Below are 16,797 nucleotides of genomic sequence, written 5' to 3'. Positions count from 1 at the left end.
CCGTTCTTGGCCCGACCCCATTCATTTGCGTTGTTTCCAGCCAGGTGGCCAGCCCTCCAAACCACCTAGGCCTCCAATCCACACTGGCGGATGGCTTCGGTAACTCTGGTGCGTCCTTCGGTATCCAAGCCGTGCAGCGGCAACGGCAAGGCTGACGACGGAATGAGCCCCAGGTCTTCAGCCAGTGCGACGGTGACCCGAAGGCTCCCATAGGTTCGGAACAGGGACCAGACGGGTTCCAACGCGGCGGAAGCTGCCATCGCATCATCGCGCCGGCCAGCCAAAGCGTGATCAACGATTTCCCGGGCCTGGCGGGGAAGGATCCCGCCAATCACCGAGTACCAGAGATCGCAACCAGCAAGCAGTGCTTCGGCGGCAATCCAATCTCCGCTGATACCCACAAATGTTTGCCCGGGCAAAGCTGCGCGGAGCTTGCCGAGTTTGCTCTCAATGTCAGTGGCAGCCGGCGGCGGAATCTTGATGGAAGCTATTCCCGGGATACGTGCGATCCGGGCATGCAGTTCGTCCGTGAAGGTGAAGCCCGTGGTGCCGGGATTGTCATAGACGACGACCGGAAGGTCTGACTCCGACGCAAGGTCCTCAAACAACCCGAAAACCTCCCCTTCCGACAGGCGTTGATAGGACACCGGGGCCAAGAGCAGTGCCGAGGCGCCAGCGGCATGGGCATCGCCGGCAAGCGTGAGGACGTCGCGGGTACGCACTGCCCCCACACCGGCCAAAACCGGCACGCCCCCCGCAGCCTGAACGGACGCTTCAAGGACCATGCGTCGTTCTTCACGGGAGAGGTAGGCGTAGTTCCCCGTCGAGCCAAGGACACCGAGTGAATCCGCCCCTGACTGTGCCGCGCGGGCCGCCAGCCGGGCAACGGCGTCCAGATCGACACTTTCACCGTTCATGGGTGTCAGGGGGAATGCGCTGAGGCCGTTGAACACTACAGTCCTGCTTTCTTGTGGCTGTGGCCGGGTGCGAGCACAGCAAATGGGTGAGTACGCGTCTCATGCTGCCAAAGGGCTTGGTCCTACACTAGATCCAAGAATGAACAACTCCGGAGGTCCAATGAGCGAATCGGAAATACCCATCGAGCTGGATAGGCAGAGTCCGGCCTCCCTGTCCGCCCAAGTTGCAAGCCAGCTCCGTAGCGCCATCCTCAGCGGACTCCTCCAGCCTGAGCACACGCTCCCCGCAACCCGACGCCTGGCCAAGGACTTGGGGATATCCCGTGGCGTGGTGGTGCGGGCCTTCGAGCAGCTCTCCGGGGAAGGTTTCCTGGAAAGCAACGGTACTGGTGGGACCAGAGTGGCTGTCCGGCCGGACATTCAAAAGCGCCCGGACGAAGTGAAAGCGCAGCGCAGCAGCCCTGCCAACGCCGAGGTGATTGACCTGACCCCCGGCCGCCCCTCGGGATCGCCGTTCCAAGACAGGGAGTGGCGCAACGCGTGGAAGAGGGCCTTGGCGGAGCAAGGAAACACGCATCTGCCACCACCCCTTGGAACGCTGGAGCTTCGGGAAGCCGTGGCCGGTCATCTGGCGGTGTCCAGGGGTTTGGCCGTCGACCCGGAGGACGTCATCATTACTGCCGGCACCAGTGATGCACTGCATCTGGTGGTGTCCATGCTTCGCGGCAGGAGGAACAATCCGCGCATCCTGGTTGAAGACCCGGGCTACCCCACGGCGCGGCGGGTGATGAGCGCGGCCGGTGCCCATCTTCAGCTGCTTCCCGTGGACGAGGACGGCCTGAAGAGCTCCCAACTCGCCGGACTCAACGTCATTCCCGACGCCGTCCTCATCACCCCCAGCCACCAGTACCCTCTCGGTGGCAGGATGGCAGTCCAGGAACGGCTCGGCCTGCTGAAGTGGGCGGACCGCCATGGCGTGCTCGTGTTGGAGGACGACTACGATAGCGAATTTCGTCACAGCAGAATGCCCCTGCCTGCCGTCGCCTCCCTGCCAGCAGCTGCCGACGTCGTACTTCTTGGAACGTTCTCAAAGAACCTTAGTCCTTGGCTGCGCTGCGGATATCTGGTGGTCCGGGGCGATGCCGGCCAGCGCCTCAGGGCCGTACGTGAAGCCTTGGACACTCCGGTGGCCGGGGTCCTGCAGTCGGCCCTCGCCCATTACCTTCAGGGCGGCGGACTCTCCCGACACATTGCCCGGGCCCGGAGGGAATATTCGCACCGCCGGTCCTTGCTCATTGAGCGCTTGGGCCCGCGGACCGATGTGGAGCTTGCAGGACTCGACGGCGGGTTGCATGCCGTGATCCGCTTCGAACACCCTGACGCGGCGGATCTGGCTGGGAAGGCGCTGGAACGGGGTGTACGGGTCATCCCCCTGGCCGGATATTACGCTGAGCGCCTACCGGTGAACGGCTTGGTCGTCGGGTATGGCGCAGTGTCCGACCTCCAACTGTCAAAAGCCCTCGCTATCCTGGGCACCCTTCTCGACGAGCATCCGTAAGCCAGGGAATTCCTGCGTTCCGTTTGAAACTGCTGCCGGCACAGACTCCCGTCACCGCCGGGGAATGTTGCGCAGATTGCTGCGGGCCATGCTCACAGCTTCGCCGGCGCCGCGGTTCAAGACCACTTTGGACATGGCCGTCGCGAACCCGATGACTTGTTGCCCCGAAATCTTCGGCGGGATGGACAGCGCATTCGGATCAGTGATGAGCTCCACCAGAGAAGGACCCGGGTGGGCGAACGCCTCCCGGTACGCTTCCTCGATGTCCGCAGGATCCGTCACCCGGACAGCATGGAAGCCCAAGGCCTTCGCGACGGCGGCATAGTTTGCGTCAGGTACGTCGACGCCGAAATCGGGTAGCCCGTCCACCAACATTTCGAGCTTGACCATGCCCAGTGTTGAGTTGTTGAAGACCACTACATTAACCGGCAGTTGATGTGCAGCCACGGTAATGAGCTCACCAAGCATCATGGACAAGCCCCCATCGCCAGAGACAGAAACCACCTGGCGCCCGGGATAGGCCATCTGTGCACCGATGGCGTGTGGAAGGGCGTTGGCCATTGACCCGTGAAGGAAGGAACCGATCAGCCGGCGCGTGCCCAGGGGGTTGATATAGCGAGCCGTCCAGACGTTGCACATTCCGGTATCCGCGGTGAAGATGGCGTCATCCGCCGCTATCTGGTCCAGCAGGGAAGCAGCATACTCAGGATGAATGGGCTGCTTCTTTTCGACCTTCCGCGTGTACGCGCCCACGGACTTGTTCATCAGGCGGTCGTGCTTCTTTAGCGTCTGGTCAAGGAAGCGGCGGTTCTTCTTTGGATTGACCAAGGGCAGAAGAGCGGCCAAGGTAGGCAGGACGTCGCCATGGACGGCAATGTCGACGTCGGTCCTCCTCCCCAGCCGCTGTGCGGCCCGGTCAACCTGTGCCGTCCGGGTGTCCGGCAGGAACTGGTCGTAGGGAAAATCGGTACCAAGAAGGATCAGCAGATCAGCGTCCTCGATGCCCTCCGCAGCAGCACCATAGCCCAGGAGCCCGGTCATGCCGATGTCGAACGGGTTGTCGTACTGGACGAAGTCCTTGCCTCGCAGCGAGTGGCCAATCGGGGCGTTGACCAGTTCCGCCAAAGCAATGAGTTTGTCGTGGGCTCCCTGGACGCCCGCCCCCGCGAAAATGGCGACTTTTCCGGCGTCGTTGATGGCGTCAGCCAGTTCCTGGACGCTCGACTGGTCCGGGATCAGGCTGGCGGGCCGAAACGTAGCGGGTAACGGGGTCGGCGCGGTGGCCTCAAGTCCGGCGATATCGCCGGGAAGAGTCACGACGGCGACTCCTCCAAGGGCTACAGCGTTCTGGATGGCGCTGTGCATCACGCGGGGAGCCTGCTCGGCCGTGCTGACCAGTTCCGAATACACTGAGCATTCGGTGAAGAGCCGGTCAGGATGGGTTTCCTGGAAGAACCCGCTGCCGATCTGCTTGCTGGGGATGTGCGAAGCGATGGCAAGTACGGGCGCGCCAGTGCGGTTGGCGTCGTAGAGTCCGTTGATCAGATGGAGGTTGCCCGGTCCACAGGAGCCGGCACAGACTGCAAGCTTGCCAGTCAGTTGCGCCTCGGCGGCCGCAGCAAAAGCGGCCGCTTCTTCGTGCCGGACATGGATCCAATCGATACCGCCTTTGGCCGACCCTCCCGTTTGACGTACGGCATCCACTATTGGATTGAGGCTGTCACCGACGATTCCATAAATGCGCTGCACACCGGCAGCCTGGAGTTGTTCGATGAGCTGGGTAGCAAGTTCCTTGGCCATAGTGTGCAGACTCCCGCGATTGTGGTGGTGGACTGACATGGTCAATATAGTCGCCGCCCTCGCCCCTGGTCTGGCTGGGACCGCCGATCGTTGCTAGCGTGGCGGCATGAACCCGTCGAAGACTCCGGCAGAGATTCTGGACATTGGCGACGCCGAGGTTCGCGTCTCGAATCCGGACAAGGTCGTTTTCCCCGAACCCGGGCTAACGAAGCTGGATTTGGTCCGCTACTACCTTTCAGTTGCGGAGGGTGCGCTGCGGGGCGCGGGCGGCCGCCCCATGGTGCTCAAGCGCTTCCCCAAGGGCATCGACGCCGAACCGTTCTTTCAGAAACGCGTTCCCGAAAACCATCCGGAGTACATTGATACGGCAACGTTGCACTACTCATCGGGGACTTCAGCAGAAGAAACTGTAATCCGGGACGCCGCTGGTTTGGCGTGGGTGGTGAATCTTGGCTGCCTGGACCTCAACCCCCACCCCGTACGTGCCGAGGATCTGGATCATCCCGATGAGCTCCGGATCGATCTTGATCCCATGCCCGGTGTGGATTGGTCCCAGATCGTCGACGTCGCCTATGTGGCGCGCGAGGTGCTTGACGACGTCGGGCTGGTTGGTTGGCCCAAGACAAGCGGGTCCCGGGGACTGCACATTCTGGTGCGAATCGCCCCGGAGTGGTCCTATAGCGAGCTGCGGCTCGCCGCGGAGACCCTTGCCCGGGAGGTCGAGAACCGGGCCCCCGGGCTCGCCACGGCGCGGTGGTGGAAGGAGGAACGCGGCGAAAGCGTCTTCGTCGACTTCAACCAGAATGCGAAGGATCGGACTGTCGCCTCCGCCTACTCTGTCCGGCCCCGGCCCGATGCCCGCGTTTCCACTCCCCTGACATGGGCCGAGGTCACTACCACCAGGCCCGAACAATTCACCGTCCGCTCAGTGCCAGAACGCTTCGCGGAGCTGGGCGATCCCCACGCTGGAATCGATGGTGCTGTTGGCTCCCTTGAGGGCCTGCTGGCCTTGGCCAAGGAACTTGGTCCCGCCGAGAAGGCACCGCGCGCCGGCGATGGATCGGGCCGCCGTGTCTCAACAATGCCACTCATTGAGGTGGCGCGAACGAAGACCAAGCCCGAAGCGCAGGCCGCCCTCGATGAATGGAAGGCCCGGCATGCGGACCTTGTCCCGGACCTGCACCCCGCCGATGTACTCATCGACGGGATGCGCGGTTCGAGTTCGCTCTGGTACCGGGTCCGGGTGAACCTGCAGCACATCCCCGAAGCAAAGCGACCGGCCCAGGAGGAGCTCATCGCGGACTACGATCCCTGGGCCGGCAAGGAATGGCCAGGGCGTCCAGGATCGTGATGCCCTGCGCGACGGTCGGCTTCAATGGCCTTTGAAGGCCTCGGCGAGCCACCACGCGCCACCGTCGGAAGCGATGCGGGCGTCAATGACGAGCGGCATATCCCGGGGACCCGCAACCCATTCCTCCACTGGAGCCAAATCCGCGACGCTTCGGACCGTCACGGTGGCAACACCGTAGCCCGCGGTGATGGAGGCGATATCTGTCGTGGGGAATCGAACCACTTCCAGGTCTTCATCATCTGCATCAAAGTGATGGACCTCGGCGCCGTACGCGGAATCGTTGTAAACAATCACCACCATCGGAATCCGCTCACGGACCAGCGTCTCCAATTCGGAAATGGCCATGAGGAAGCCACCGTCGCCGGTGCCCAGGACAGGTACGCGCAGGGGTTGGGCGACCGCCGCGCCGATCGCAGTGGACAACCCCAGCCCAATCGACTGAAAAGCCTGGGTGAAGCAAAAGCCATACTCATCGGGAACGGACAGGTAGGCGCTCGGGTACCCCATGAAATTGCCGGAATCAACGGAAACGATTCGATTGTGGGGCAGGATCCGGTCCAGCTCGCGGCTGAGCACCCGGGGATCGATGGTCCCCGCAGTGGACAGGTCTTCCGTGGCCACCGAGTTCCAGCGCGCATGCACGGCTATCCGGTCAGCCATCTGGTTGGTACGCAGGCCAACCGCCTGGTGTCCGGCAGAGCGCAGTTCATGGAGCACAGCAACGGCCGTCTCGCCGCAATCCCCCAGAACCCCCAGATCAATGTGCCGGTTCGCCCCCAGGGCCGAGTCATCAAGATCCACTTGCACTACTTTTGTTCCAGGGCCAATGAGCGAACCATGGCGCATCGTCCACATGTTCAGCGCACAACCCCAACCGACGATCAAGTCTGCGTCCCGCACGGTGTCCGCAGTGAATGGCGAGGAAAATCCACCGGAAATTCCCAGATTGAACGCATCGCCGTTGAAGAGTCCGTGAGCGACTGCGGACGTCGCCAGCAGCGCGCCCGCGGTTTCGGCGAGCGCTGCGATGTCCGGCCCTGCATCGCGGCCTCCACGGCCAGCCACAAAGACGGGCTTCTTCGCAGCTTGGATGAGTTCTGCCAGTTTGCTGGCAGCCGCCCGTGATGGCCTGATCCGCTGCCGGGGTTCCAAAGGATCCACGTGGCCGGTTCCTGCCGGCGCCTCTGCGCTTTGGATGTCTGTCGGCAGTGAAAGGACCACCGTGCGGCGTTCATTTACGGCCGTCCGGTAGGCGCGGAGGGTGTCTGCTACTGCACTTTGCGGCGAGTGGACCCGCTCAGCCACTGCCCCGACGCTTCGGGCAAGGGCATCCTGATCGATAGTGAAGTTGGACCTGACGGCGGATGCCGCCGTGTCCGCGGTTAGGACGATCATTGGAGTTCGGCTCTTCGCTGCCTCCCCGATTCCAGTTACAGCATTGGTCAGCCCGCAACCCTGATGCGTAGTGACGACCCCGACCTTGCCCGACATCCTCCCGTAGGCATCGGCCATGGTGGCGGCGCCGCCTTCGTGCCTTGCTGCGGTATAGGGAACTCCTGCCCTGCGCAGTGCGTTTGTCACGACGAAGTTTCCGCTGCCCACTACTCCGAAGACGTGGCCGATACCAAGCCGGGCGAGGGTGTTCCCCACGAGTTCGGCAACATTGACGGAGCGGGATGCGGGTGCCAGCGCGGTGGAGTCCTTTTTGAGAACCGGGGTGCTGGTGCTGACGGTCATCGTGTTTCTCCTTCTTTGAGCGCGAACACGCGGGCCGGGCTTCCGGTTCCGCCAACGATTGGCAAGGGCGCAACGATGAGCGCGGCTCCGATTGGGGGCAGTTGGTCGAGGTTTTGCAGTGAGGTGATTCCGTACTTGTCGTTACCCAGCAGGAAGTGATGGGCCGGAAAGGGAGGTTCCTGTCCACCGGCGGCCCCGGCATCGATACCAACGGTTTCCACGCCAATGCCGGACAGCGCAGACTCCTCGGCAATCCATCGGGCGCATTCGACCGTGAGCCCAGGAGAATGTGGCCCAAACTCGTCCTTGTTCAGGAAGAGCTGTCGGTCATGGGAGCGCTTGTCCCATCCCGTTCGAATGAGGAGCCAGCCGCCGTCGGGCAGTGGTCCGTAGGTTTCCTCCCATCGGCGGATGTGGTGGAGGTCCAGGAGGAAGTCCGGGTCCGCAGTAGCTTCCCCGGTCGCGTCAAGGACGATGGCCGGGCCCACGAGCCGGTTTGGTTCTATCCGGGCGACGTCTTTGCCGTTGCGCCCGGTGATCCAGTGCACGGGCGCGTCCAGATGGGTGCCTATGTGTTCGCCGGTGTGGATATTGTGATGCTTCCAGAAGGGCCCGGGGCTGTTATAGGCGGAGACCTCTTCGAGGCTGAAGTCGATGAGGTTTGCGAAGGGCTCGGGTAGTTCGAGGGTTGGAGTGTTGTTCGAGAGCCTGGTGGTCAGGTCAATGACATCGATCCGGCCCGCGGCGAGGCCGGCAAGCACCTGGGCTACGCTGCCTTGGCGCACGTCAATATTGCTGCTGGTATCCATGAGAGTTCCTTGGGGATGGGTCCGCCGTCGATGAGGGCGTTGAGGGTCCCGTGGCGGTGCGCAACAGGACTTGTGGCTGCGACATTAGCAGCACATTCATACGCACCGGAACAGCGTTTTCATCCCAATTGCAAGGGTTACCCGGAAAGGCATAGCCCCTGGCAAAACCGGCATTCGACGTTCCCCTGCGCTCGGTGGAAACTGAAATCAGCAGCTGTAACGCCCATCACAATTGACCGTTTCGATCATGAAGCGGACAACCTGATCCGCAGAGTTGCAGCCAGGACGGTACGTCCAATTGGCCGCACGATTGCCGGAGCTTTCGCCCTAAGGAGCAACAATGTCCCATCCACAGCACACCTTGCCCGGACAACGTCCCGGAGTCCGTCGGTACGTTGTTGCCTCCCTCGTGGGCAATGCGCTGGAGTGGTATGACTTCTTCCTCTACGCCACTGCATCGGCAGTCGTCTTTGGTCGGTTGTTTTTCCCCTCCGACGTCGACCCCCTGGTTGGTACCATGGCCGCCTTCGCCGGCTTCGCCGTCGGGTTTGCAGCCCGTCCTCTGGGCGGAATCATTTTCGGACACATCGGCGACAGGCTGGGCCGCAAGCGCGCCCTGGTCATGACGCTATCCATCATGGGAATCAGCACAGCCCTCATGGGCTTGCTACCGACATATGCGCAAGTAGGGCTGTGGGCCCCTGCCTTGTTGATCCTGCTCAGGGTCATTCAGGGCATCGCGGCCGGTGGTGAGTGGGGCGGAGGCGTCCTGCTGATCAGCGAGAACTCCTCCAATGCCCGCCGGGGCATGCTCTCTGCCTTCAGCCAGGGAGGAATTTCGCTCGGTTTCGTGCTGTCGTCCATGGTCTTCTTCCTGGTCCAGTTGATGCCGGACGCCCAGTTCCTGGAGTGGGGCTGGCGCGTTCCGTTCCTCCTGAGCGTTGTGCTGCTGGCAGTGGGCGCGTACATTCGCTTCCGGCTACCGGAAAGCAAGGAGTTCACCGCCGTCAGCCACAGCAAACAACACCGACTCCCCGTGCTTGCGGCCATCAAGACCCACCCCCGCGAAATCCTCGTCGCCATGGGACTTCGTGTGGCAGAGAACGGCGGCTCGTACATCTTCCTCTCCTTCTCCATTGCCTATGGAGTTCACGTGGGCGTGGACAAGGGCCTGCTGTTGATGGCAGTGGCAGTATCCATGCTTGTCTCATTTGGCACGTACATCTTCTTCGGCCATCTCTCGGACAGGATTGGACGGCGTCCTGTCTACGCCCTCGGGGCAGTTGGCATGGGCGCCATGGCTTTCCCGTTCTTTTCCATGATTGATTCCAACACTCCCGCCATCGTCATACTGGCCTTCCTCCTGGGCAATGGCCTCTGCCACGGAGCAATGATCGGAACGCAGCCGGCATTCTTCCACGAACTCTTCTCCGCCGAGGTCCGCTATTCCGCGATGGCGATCGCCCACGAGCTGGCAGCGGTCTTCGCCGGCGGATTCGCCCCTTTGATCGCCACAGCCTTGCTGCTGCAATACGGTTCCTCCATACCGGTGTCCCTTTATGTGATTGGCCTGGTCCTGGTCACGCTCGTAGCACTGGTCTTCTCGCGCCATGGCATCAAAGCCGCACAGAAGGAAAAGGCTGGCCACCAGGCACAGGTTCTCTTGTAGACACCCAAAGTCCTTCTGCTACTGCTTTCATTCTTTGGAAAGGATGGCCATGACGGTCTCCATCATCGGGACGGGACAGTCCCCCTACACCAGGCACCCTTCACCAGGTACCACCACGTCCCGGCTTATTGCCGGGGCCGTGAGCAAGGCATTGCATGATGCCGGCCTCCAAACCAGTGACGTGGATGGGTTTGCGGTATCCAGCTTCACGCTCGCACCCGATCACGCCATCGATCTGGCATGGCGCATGGGCCTTCGACTCTCCTGGCTGATGCAGGACACCAACGGCGGCGCCAGCGCAGGCGGAATGCTCCAGCATGCCATCCGTGCCATTGAAGCAGGCGACGCAAACGTTATCGTCCTGGCCGCCGGCGACCTCATGGACCAGGCCGCGTTCTCCCGCCTTGTTGCCAGTTACAACAAGGCGACGGAAGACCATCTGACGCCCCTGCCGATGAACGGACCGAATGCGCTCTTTGCAATGCTTACTTCCCGCCAGATGGAGCACCTGGGACTCTGCCGGGAAGATTACGGCCGCATCGCCGTGGCGCAGCGCCAATGGGCCATGGATAACCCAGCTGCTGTCTACCGGACATCCCTGAGCATGGACGAATACCTTAACGCTCCAATGGTTGCCACCCCCTTGGGCCGGTACGACTGCGTACCTCCCGTCACCGGGGCGGACGCCGTTGTCCTGGTGGCAGATCGGAGCAAGGGAACTCCCCGCGTCAAAGTGCTTTCTGCAAGGGCCTCGTACAACTCTGACCAACAGTCCGGCGACGGCCTCGCTACGGGCCTGCAAGCCTGCGCAACCAGCGGCTGGGAGCAGGCGGGGATCGGTCCCAGCGACGTAGGTCTCGCCTGCGTCTATGACGACTACCCGGCCATGGTGGTCGCGCAATTGGCGGACCTGGGCATTCTTTCAGAGCAGGACGACCCGGCCTACTTCATCGAACACCGAATTGCCACGCGCCAGTTGCCGGTCAACAGCTCCGGAGGCCAGCTTTCGGCCGGGCAAGCTGGTGCAGCGGGTGGAATGCACGGACTGGTTGAAGCGGCCACACAGCTGATGGGACGGGCCGGGGCCCGTCAGGTCACGGCACGCCACGCAGTCGTCAGCGGTTATGGGATGGTCCTTTACCGTTACGGGGCCTGCGCCACGATGTCGGTGCTGGAGGCAGCCGAATGAGCGCCGCCATCCAAGCCTGCGTTGGATGCGGGAGCCTCTTCTTTCCGGCACGTCTCATTTGTCCCCGCTGCGGACAGGATGACTTTTCGACGGTCCAGGCCGGGCAAGCAGACGTCCAGCAGACAACGCAACTGGCTGACGGCACGCTTCTGGCCACTCTGAGTATCCCGAACGGGCCTCATGTCATTGCCAGGGTGACCGGCGGCACGACAAAGCCCGGTCAAAGCCTGCCGCTCACCAACAACCCAAACGCCGGCCCCGGCGTCCACGCCTTCATCCCTGTCCACTCAAACGTAAATGAGAATCAGCCATGAACCCTCAGGTAACAGACCCAAACCGCCGTCCCCTGACCATCCCGGAAATGCTCCTTGAACGAGCCCGGAAAGCACCCACGGCGCCTCTGTTCCGCTGCGGTGAAATTCGTCGGGACAGCCAGACGATGGCAGACGCAGTTGCCCGCACTGGTGGGCTGCTGCGCAGTGCCGGGATCGAGGCTGGCCAAACAGTAGCCCTGATGTCCTCCAACAGGACAGAGCTGCTGGACTTCATCCTGGGCTGCGCATGGATCGGCGCTGTCGCTGTCCCCGTAAACACTGCAAGCAGGGGCGAGCAGTTGCGGCACGTCCTGATCAACTCCCGACCGGCGCTGATGGTTGCTGAAGCTGAACTGCTGCGCCATATCTCCGCGGTTGGTCCAATACCGGACCTGCAGAAGGTGTGGGTACTTGATGGTTCGATGACGGACGTTACCACCGCTTTCGAGGCCACCCCCGCATTTGAGGTTATGCCTGTTCCCGAGGCCGTTTCCGGAGTGGAACCAGTGGAAGCGGGACCGGCAGACACGGCTGCGATCCTTTACACCTCCGGCACCACCGGGGTATCCAAAGGTGTGCTGTGCCCTCAAGGGCAGTTCTATTGGTGGGCCGAAAATATGTCAGACCAGCTGGGTCTCAAGCCTGATGACGTGCTCTACACCTGTTTGCCGCTGTTCCACACGAACGCCCTCAATGCCTTCATGCAGGCCGTCGCTTGCGGCGGTGAGTACGTACTCGGCCCACGGTTTTCGGCCTCGCGGTTCTGGGCAGATGCGTCCTCCGCGGGAGCAACCGTGACCTACCTTCTCGGCGCGATGGTCGGAATACTCGCCGGCAAGGAGCCTGCACCCGGCGATCGGAACCACACCATTCGCCTCGCCCTTTCCCCGGCGACGCCTGCCCGCCTGGTGGAGCCCTTCCAGGAACGGTTCGGGGTGCTCCTCCTGGATGGCTACGGATCCACCGAGACCAACTCCGTGATCGGTTCCACGCCCCATCAGTGGCGTCCAGGGTACATGGGCCAGGTGCGGCCCGGGTTCTCCATCCGCGTTGTGGACGCGCACGGAGTGCCCGTTCCCAACGGGCAGCCGGGTGAGCTGCTCATCCGCAGCGAGCAGCCCCATGCACTGGCCACCGGATACCATGCCATGCCCGAGGCGACAACGAAGGCGTGGCAGGATCTCTGGTTCCATTCCGGGGACAGGGTGGTTCTGGAAGAGGACGGGTGGGTCCGGTTTGTCGACCGGATCAAGGATGTCATCCGGCGCCGCGGGGAAAACATCTCTTCAGTGGAGGTTGAGCAGGTTCTGCGGCAGCATCCCGCCGTCCAGGAGGCTGCTGTGTACGCGGTGGATTCCGAACTCGGTGAAGATGAAGTCATGGCCGCACTTGTCCTGCGTGAACCTGTGGATTTTGAGGGGTTGTGCGAGTTCTGTGTTCCCCGGCTCGCTTCCTTCGCCATCCCCCGCTTCCTGCGGGTCGTGGATGAACTGCCCCAGACCGAGAACGGCAAAGTGCGCAAACAGGTGCTCAAAGCCGCTGGCCGGGAGGCAGCACAGTGGGACAGGGACGTTGCCTCGCCGCGCCGGGCCGCGGCTGTAGGCACCCGCTGATTGCCACTCCCGCTGGGGTTGGCAGCAGCCCGCAGGATATCGACCCGTAGGATGAAGGCATGGACCTGCGGGCGCTGCTGACCACCCACGTAAAGCTCCGCCACCTTGTCATTGCGCTCACTGTGGCGGAGCAAGGCAGCTTGGTCCGGGCGGCCGAAGAACTCTATCTAACCCAACCGGCGTTGAGCCGCGCTTTACGGGAAGCCGAACACGCCATCGGAGCACCCCTTTTCGAGCGAACGGCGCGTGGGATGGTCCCTACGCCGGCCGGGGAGGCATGCCTTGAGCATGCAAAGGCCATCGTCGGTCATCTCAGCACCCTGCGGCGCCGGGTAGAGGAACTGGCCGACCCTGCGTCGGGCCTGATTAAGGTGGGCGCCCATGTCACCGGCGCCAATCTCCTGTTGCCGCGCGCTGTCGCCCGCCTCACCGCCGAAAAGCCCCGCGTGGAAGTCCGTCTCCGCGAAGCGCCGCCTGAGACACTGATCCAGGAACTGGGCAATGGTGACCTGGACCTGCTTGTAGGGCGTGTGACTGAGCATCCCAGTACAGCACGGCTGCGGCTCGTCCCCCTGTACCGTGAAGACTTTCGCATCGTCGCCGCTCCGTGGCACCCCGCCCACGCCATGCCCAACGTAACCCTGCAGGACCTGGCAGATCAGCGCTGGGTGGTACCACTTGCCAACACTCCGCTTCGCGATGAGCTCGAACAGAATTTCAGGAATGCCGGGCTTGCCCCACCTGCACAACAGGTCGAATCCGGCGCTCCGGCCACCGTGCGTACGCTCGTGGTGGAGGCGGGGTTCCTGGCTCTCATGCCTGAGTCCATGGCCTTGGCTGAACCGGATGTTAAGATCGTCGACCTTCATCTGAACGGACTGGCTCAACAAGTAGGGCTGCTGCTCCATCCCGATAGGCCCCTGGCCCCAAGCGCAGCACTGCTGGCAGAAAAACTCCGCGAAGTCGGGGACGAGATGGCAAGCGAACTTGCTCTACGGGCGCTGCCTTCGTCCGAGGTTCCCGGAGAGGGCTGAACGAAGGCAGACTGCAGGTCGAAATTCTTGTCAATCGTCAACAATTGACGATACTGTTGTTGCATCCGTCTGCGAAAGGCAGCCCCCCATGCGACAACGTCGTCGTCTATCGCCCTGGAAGTTTTGCAAGCCGGCGAAGGTTCTGGCGCCATGCTTAGCTTGAGCCTCATCATCGCCGCGGCTTTGGTGACCAGTTTCAGTGCGGTGTCCCTCATTCCGCGCTCCGCGCCAGGAGGATCGCGGCTCTCCAAGGACGGCCTCCTCTTGCAGCTCGGCGCGGGAATCCTCGCGCTGGCGTCCGTGGTGCTTGCCGTCAACATCCAGCTGGGCGCGTTTGGGTGACGGAATTGTAGCCACAGACCTGGAACCCTCTGCTTTTTTACCGGACCACGCGCATCACAATCCGTGCACAGACTCAGGCCTCTCAGCTTTGTTTGTGGTGGTGAGTGTGAGAATGAGCTTCACCAACCAATTCGTGCAGCCCTTCGACGGCGGACGCCAGAGAAAGCTCAGCGGAATCAGCGATAAACGGCATGAGGAGCTGGTTCTCCTTGTCCAAGTGCAAGGCGAAGAGTTCTTCTATGACTCCGCCGGTCACCGCAGCCTTCACACCGCGGGAAACACGAAGTTGCTCCACGAGACCGACAATTGCTTTGTGCTCGGCCAACATGCCTTCAACCAGAAGCCTGCCCTCCAAAGCTTTCCTGGCGCCTCCATAGAGAGGCTCCTCCTCTGCCAAAGCGTGGGGAATCAGCTCATGCTCGCACCAGGCAAGCAACTCCTCCTGGGCGTGATGTCCGGTGTTGGAGTCTCTCTCCTCAACTGCCCGGACGAGCGCGGACACGAGCTCGCGCAGCTTCCCAAGCATTTCTGCGTGATGATGCTCGACGGCCTGGAGCGCGCGCCGCTCTGCTGCCGGATCTTTGTGCGTGTCGTGATGCATACCGTCTCCTGCAACTTGAGCGAGCGGGTTGCCAAAACCAAGCATTTCCACTCTACGTCGCTGAACCGTTCCAGCAACCTCAAACCGAGCGCGGGTTCCAAGCGTCGGGGTCCGCGGGGGGTGTTCCGCCGTCGGTCCCCGACATTCGCGGCTCCCGCAGCAGGACCCTAAGCTCCTCAAGAAGTTCCAGCTGCTGGCTGTTGATGGCCATCAGTCGATCGATCTCTGTCTTCGCCTGCATGTCCGTTTCATAGTCGTGCAGAGCCATGGCGGCGGCTATCGCGTCCTGCCGCTTTGCAGCAATGAGCAATATGGCACCTTGGAGACCGGCCAGCATGGACAAAAAGAGGTTCAGGAGAATAAACGGATAGGGGTCCCATGCCTGATTGGCCAAAATATACGTATTCACCACGGCCCAGGCTGACATGAATACCACGAACAGCCCAACGAAAGTCCAGCTTCCCATGCCATTCCGAAGTATGTCTGCCGCGCGCTCACCTCGGCTCAGACCCGCCTTATGCTGCCCATGCCACGTTGTCTCTGTTTCACTCATGAGCACAGCGTAAAGGCCTGCCCGGAAGCATAGGGACTTTCAGCACTTGTTGGCGGCTTTGTTTCCGCCGCACGCTAGAGCTTAAGGACGACCACACGAATTAAGAACAAAATACACTACCCGTTTCACCGGCTCCCAGCTGGCAGAGTGCCAACCAAACACAGCAGCCCGATTCCTCAAAATGCCGGCTCGGCGTACCGGTCCCTGAACGTAGAAGGAGCCTCCCATGCCCGCATGGCGCGAAGTCGTCACACCTGGCCGGTTTGACGGTCAGACCGTCATCGTCACCGGGGCAGCTTCTGGCATCGGTCGTGCGACCGCGCTGCGCGTTGCCCGGGAAGGCGGGCATGTCATCGCCAATGATGTGAGCCAGGATGGCGTGGACCGGCTTGTTGCCGATCATTCAGACTTGGACCTCGTGCCCGCGGCAGGTGATATCAGCGCTGAGGACGCCGTGCAGCGTGTCGTCGCTGCAGCCAACGGAAGGATTGACGCCCTGGCGAATGTCGCGGGCATCATGGACAGTTTTCAGCCCGTCCATGAGGTGGACGACACGACGTGGGAGCGAGTGCTCGACGTGAACCTCACATCGATGATGCGCCTCATGCGCGCCGTGGTGCCGTTGATGCTCGACGCCGGATACGGCTCAATCGTGAATGTGTCATCGGAAGCCGGACTCCGAGGCTCGGCGGCAGGAGCAGCGTACACCGTTTCGAAGCACGCAGTCATCGGCCTCACGCGCAATTCGGCGGTCATGTACGGGCGCAAGGGCATTCGCGTGAATGCGGTTTGCCCCGGCGGAACAAGGACCAATATCCATGCCGAGTTCCAGTCCCAGCTCGCGGCTGAAGTTCTCGGCCCACTCATGCAGGTCAATGTGCCGCCTATCGCAGAAGCCGAGGAACTAGCGGCCGGTATAACGTTCCTGCTGAGCCGGGACGGATCGAATATCAACGGGAGTGTGCTCCCCTCCGACAATGGATGGGCCGCTATCTGAGAGGGGCCAGTCGAAAGAGGCGGGCGAACCTGTCCGCAGATCGGGTACACAACGGTGGTGCGTCAGGTGAAAGGTTCTTGTCATGATGTGGGGCTATGGGATGGGCAACGTTTGGATGTGGATCTGGGGGCTTCTCACGCTCATCGGCCTTGCGATCCTTGTGCTTCTTGCAGTCCGGATGTTCGGCGGGGGGTACGGTACCGGATCACGCCACACCCCCGACCTACAGCCCCCCGGACGAAGCCCGGCCCGGCAAATACTCGATGAACGATTTGCGAGGGGGGAACTCACCGCAGACGAATACCGTGACAGG

General features: G+C 62.2%; 15 protein-coding genes. 9 read left to right on the top strand and 6 right to left on the bottom strand.

Features of this window, described 5'->3' with window-relative positions:
- Positions 1 to 65 precede the first annotated feature (65 nt).
- Positions 66 to 953, bottom strand: a complete 888-nt coding sequence (locus AC6I99_RS11140; protein ID WP_497945108.1) for a dihydrodipicolinate synthase family protein — start codon at positions 951 to 953, stop codon at positions 66 to 68.
- Between the two features lie 124 nt (positions 954 to 1,077).
- Here AC6I99_RS11140 and pdxR point away from each other — a divergent pair, with 124 nt between their 5' ends.
- Positions 1,078 to 2,475 (top strand): MocR-like pyridoxine biosynthesis transcription factor PdxR, encoded by a 1,398-nt coding sequence (gene pdxR / locus AC6I99_RS11135; protein ID WP_497945109.1) that lies wholly within the window; start codon positions 1,078 to 1,080, stop codon positions 2,473 to 2,475.
- A gap of 51 nt (positions 2,476 to 2,526) precedes the next feature.
- On the opposite strand, the gene AC6I99_RS11130 is transcribed toward pdxR, so the two are convergent.
- Complete coding sequence (locus tag AC6I99_RS11130) at positions 2,527 to 4,275, bottom strand: pyruvate dehydrogenase (RefSeq protein WP_497945110.1); 1,749 nt, start codon at positions 4,273 to 4,275, stop codon at positions 2,527 to 2,529.
- A 106-nt stretch (positions 4,276 to 4,381) separates the two neighbouring features.
- On the opposite strand from AC6I99_RS11130, the gene ligD reads away from it, so the two are divergent.
- Positions 4,382 to 5,626: a non-homologous end-joining DNA ligase gene (ligD, locus tag AC6I99_RS11125; protein WP_497945111.1), complete on the top strand. Its 1,245-nt coding sequence runs from the start codon at positions 4,382 to 4,384 to the stop codon at positions 5,624 to 5,626.
- A 21-nt stretch (positions 5,627 to 5,647) separates the two neighbouring features.
- On the opposite strand, the gene AC6I99_RS11120 is transcribed toward ligD, so the two are convergent.
- Positions 5,648 to 7,363 (bottom strand): thiamine pyrophosphate-binding protein, encoded by a 1,716-nt coding sequence (locus AC6I99_RS11120; protein ID WP_497945112.1) that lies wholly within the window; start codon positions 7,361 to 7,363, stop codon positions 5,648 to 5,650.
- Positions 7,360 to 8,172 carry a cyclase family protein gene (locus AC6I99_RS11115; RefSeq protein ID WP_309926325.1) on the bottom strand — a complete coding sequence of 271 codons (813 nt, stop codon included), beginning with the start codon at positions 8,170 to 8,172 and terminating at the stop codon, positions 7,360 to 7,362. Before AC6I99_RS11115 ends, AC6I99_RS11120 begins: the two co-directional genes overlap by 4 nt.
- A 340-nt stretch (positions 8,173 to 8,512) precedes the next feature.
- Here AC6I99_RS11115 and AC6I99_RS11110 point away from each other — a divergent pair, with 340 nt between their 5' ends.
- From AC6I99_RS11110 to AC6I99_RS11085, 6 genes are all read left to right on the top strand, one after another.
- The gene (locus AC6I99_RS11110) at positions 8,513 to 9,841 is read left to right on the top strand and encodes an MFS transporter (protein WP_497945113.1); all 1,329 of its coding nucleotides are present in this window, start codon (positions 8,513 to 8,515) and stop codon (positions 9,839 to 9,841) included.
- Between the two features lie 49 nt (positions 9,842 to 9,890).
- A complete protein-coding gene (locus AC6I99_RS11105; RefSeq protein ID WP_497945114.1) occupies positions 9,891 to 11,030 on the top strand; it encodes a thiolase family protein in 1,140 nt (379 codons plus the stop codon).
- A complete protein-coding gene (locus AC6I99_RS11100; RefSeq protein WP_497945115.1) occupies positions 11,027 to 11,344 on the top strand; it encodes a zinc ribbon domain-containing protein in 318 nt (105 codons plus the stop codon). The genes AC6I99_RS11105 and AC6I99_RS11100 overlap by 4 nt, the downstream gene beginning before the upstream one ends.
- Complete coding sequence (locus AC6I99_RS11095; RefSeq protein ID WP_497945116.1) at positions 11,341 to 12,957, top strand: ATP-dependent acyl-CoA ligase; 1,617 nt, start codon at positions 11,341 to 11,343, stop codon at positions 12,955 to 12,957. The genes AC6I99_RS11100 and AC6I99_RS11095 overlap by 4 nt, the downstream gene beginning before the upstream one ends.
- A gap of 59 nt (positions 12,958 to 13,016) precedes the next feature.
- Positions 13,017 to 13,991: a LysR substrate-binding domain-containing protein gene (locus AC6I99_RS11090; RefSeq protein ID WP_497945117.1), complete on the top strand. Its 975-nt coding sequence runs from the start codon at positions 13,017 to 13,019 to the stop codon at positions 13,989 to 13,991.
- 150 nt (positions 13,992 to 14,141) lie between these two features.
- Complete coding sequence (locus AC6I99_RS11085) at positions 14,142 to 14,333, top strand: hypothetical protein (RefSeq protein ID WP_224090122.1); 192 nt, start codon at positions 14,142 to 14,144, stop codon at positions 14,331 to 14,333.
- 82 nt (positions 14,334 to 14,415) lie between these two features.
- Here AC6I99_RS11085 and AC6I99_RS11080 read toward each other — a convergent pair whose 3' ends face one another.
- Positions 14,416 to 14,934: a hemerythrin domain-containing protein gene (locus tag AC6I99_RS11080; RefSeq protein WP_497945118.1), complete on the bottom strand. Its 519-nt coding sequence runs from the start codon at positions 14,932 to 14,934 to the stop codon at positions 14,416 to 14,418.
- Between the two features lie 79 nt (positions 14,935 to 15,013).
- Entirely contained in the window at positions 15,014 to 15,487 is a 474-nt protein-coding gene (locus AC6I99_RS11075; protein ID WP_497945119.1) for a DUF1003 domain-containing protein, read from the bottom strand.
- A 226-nt stretch (positions 15,488 to 15,713) separates the two neighbouring features.
- Between AC6I99_RS11075 and AC6I99_RS11070 the strand changes: the two genes are divergently transcribed.
- On the top strand, positions 15,714 to 16,484 hold the full coding sequence (locus tag AC6I99_RS11070) for an SDR family NAD(P)-dependent oxidoreductase (RefSeq protein ID WP_497945120.1): 771 nt from the start codon (positions 15,714 to 15,716) through the stop codon (positions 16,482 to 16,484).
- Positions 16,485 to 16,797 lie beyond the last annotated feature (313 nt).

The sequence above is a fragment of the Arthrobacter sp. TmtSoilC77 genome, from assembly GCF_059739415.1.
Note: the sequence above shows the minus strand (reverse complement) of the source record. Positions and strands in the feature narration are given on the sequence as shown.